This window comes from Mycobacterium sp., assembly GCF_002863225.1.
Classification (GTDB): Bacteria; Actinomycetota; Actinomycetes; order Mycobacteriales; family Mycobacteriaceae; genus Mycobacterium.
Window position 1 is genome coordinate 1 of record NZ_PKEK01000058.1, and the last position, 2,579, is coordinate 2,579.

Here is a 2,579-nt window from a genome sequence, read left to right on the forward strand (position 1 = left end):
CCGACCGGTGGCGGATGCACCCCTCATGGGCAGATTCGTGTCCGCCACTGGGCAGTTCTTAACGGCCACCTACAGGCATTTCTCACGTCCGCCCACGGGCAGTTTCAGCTGTCCATTGACAGAGGGGGACTGAGGCGTGCTAACCGCTGAATACGGCGTTCCCGACGCCGGCAAACCGGACCTCTTCTCGGTCGCGGCACGCCGGCCCGCTCCTCGGTCCTTGTCCCAATCGGCGGCGTCGTGAAAATACGTGGGGTTGGCAATTCGACGAACTACGACGCAGTGCTGCCGGACGGCCTTAAGCAGGTCTCGTCGCTGTTGGCCGCGATTCCGTGCAGCAGCTCCAACGGTCTGAACCGACCACCGCGCCTAAGTGCCGACAAGTTGGCCAAGCTACCCGTGTCGCGGCAACTAGACACCAGCCGCTATCCGGAGCAGCGCATGTGCCTGCTCGACGCGTTGCACGACCCGGTCACCTGTGTGCACTGGAGCACGTCCGCCGGCGCCAGCACGAATTCGTCGACGCCGCTCGCCGGTTCGGCGCTGCCGGTACCCGACTCGGTGGACCCGGCTGACCTGATCGGCGCCTGTTTCGACGGCACCTCCAGCCGAGTCGCCATCGCCCCGGGGTCAGTTAGTTCGCGCAAACTATCGGCCACTCTGCGTCGTCGCCGTCCACGGCCGGTGAGTTTCAACCAGAGGAATGAAGGGTCATGACCCTGCGAGTTGTGCCAGAAGGATTGGCGTCGGCCAGCGTGGGCGAGTCCGGCGTGAGCTACGCCGCCGCCCCACGGACATACGGCGGCTTCTGACGATGACCGCGCCGGTGTGGATGGCTTCACCGCCTGAGGTGCACTCCGTGCTCCTCAACAGCGGTCCTGGCCCGGGGTCGCTGCTGGCTGCCGCGCAGGCCTGGACCGCGCTCAGTGCTGAGTACGCCTCGGCGGCAAGCGATCTCACCTCGCTACTGGGCGCGGTCCAGGCGGGCGCGTGGGAGGGCCCGAGCGCCGAAGAGTACGTGAGCGCACACCTGCCCTACCTGGCGTGGCTCACCGAGGCCAGCGCGAACAGCGCGGGTGCGGCAACTCAGCACGAGGTCGCCGCGGCCGCGTACACCGCGGCGCTGGCCGCGATGCCGACGATTCCGGAGCTGGCGACCAATCACCTCATCCACGGTGTGCTGATCGCGACGAATTTTTTTGGGATCAATACGATTCCGATCGCGCTCAACGAAGCCGACTATGTCCGCATGTGGGTTCAGGCCGCCACTACGATGGCGGGTTACCAGGCGGTGTCGGGTGCGGCGATGGCGTCGGCGCCGCGCACCGACGAGGCACCGCCGGTGCTGAAATCCGACGGCGCGCAGTCGGCCGCGGCCCTGCCGCCGACGGGGGACTTCTTCACCGACCTATTCAACCAGTTGACGCAACTGATCCAGGACCCGAGCGGTGCGCTGAGCGCCATTCTCTCCAACCCGGGCGCGTGGGGTCCGTTGCTGTTCTTCGTTGCCTACGAAGCGTTCTTCATCCCGTTCGGAAACACGTTCTGGTCGATCGTGCTGAGTTCGCCCGCGTGGCTCACGGTCATCCTCTACTTCGGCATCAAGGCCGCGCTGTCGGGCGGCGCAGTAGAGCCGTTGCCGGATGTCGGTGGAGCATTAGGCATTCGGGCCGGCCAACCGGGCGGCATGCCCGCCGCGGCGATGACCTCGCCGGGCGGCGGGAGCGTTACGGCGAGTTCCGGATCAACGGCCGCGGCTGGTGCGGCCGGTGGCGCGGTTCCGACTCCGGCGCCTGCCGCGGCTTTCCCGTACATGGTGGGCGGCATGGACCCCGACGGCGATCCGGGTCCGACGCTGATCGATCGCGACGAGAACAAGGCTCCGGCCGAATCGATCGCCACGGCCGCCGCGGTTGGCGTGGCGGGCCGGGCCAAGGCGCGTACGCGTCGACGACGCAAGGCCGAGCTGCATGACCACGCAGACGAATTCGCCGATATGAACGTCGACGTCGACCCCGACTGGGGGGCCCAGCACGACCAAGAGCTCGTCTTGGCCGCGGTGGCATCCGGAACCGGCTCGGGATCCTTGGGCTTCGCCGACACGGTGGGCAAGGACAGCTCTGCCGAGGCGTCGGGATTTGCGACATTGAGCAGCAATGGATTTGGCGACGGCCCGCGCATTCCGATGGTGCCGAGAACCTGGAAGCCGAATTCATCTCCAGGGGCAGGGGGCCACAGTTAAACATGTGTTCGAGAAGCAATGGTAACCAGGTGAGGAAAGAGTTTTAGGTCTGAGGACGGTCACATCTTGCAGTTGGTGGTGTCGCCGTCTGCATTTGGCGTCGTCGCGCACTGCCTGGACGGCCGAAACAAGCCGAGGCCTATGTCAGCCAATCCTGAAGATAGGTAATCAGCGATGGCTAGTTTGAAGGTCGGTGCTGAGGGGGTAGGACTGCGCCGCCAGCAGCGACGGCTGGCCGACGATGACGGTGTGCCCGTCGACGACGCCGTGCACACCGTGGCCGTCGATGCTCGCGAAGTGTTCCGGCAGGGGTAGCGATCCGAGGTGCCCAGCGGCC

2 protein-coding genes are annotated in these 2,579 nt (G+C 66.2%); both read left to right on the forward strand.

Annotated elements, in window-relative coordinates:
* Nucleotides 1-150: 150 nt before the first annotated feature.
* Nucleotides 151-717 (forward strand): type VII secretion protein EccB, encoded by a 567-nt coding sequence (locus CYU59_RS19295; protein ID WP_293001616.1) that lies wholly within the window; start codon nucleotides 151-153, stop codon nucleotides 715-717.
* A 142-nt stretch (nucleotides 718-859) separates the two neighbouring features.
* On the forward strand, nucleotides 860-2,242 hold the full coding sequence (locus CYU59_RS19300) for a PPE family protein (RefSeq protein ID WP_293001614.1): 1,383 nt from the start codon (nucleotides 860-862) through the stop codon (nucleotides 2,240-2,242).
* Nucleotides 2,243-2,579: the final 337 nt, after the last annotated feature.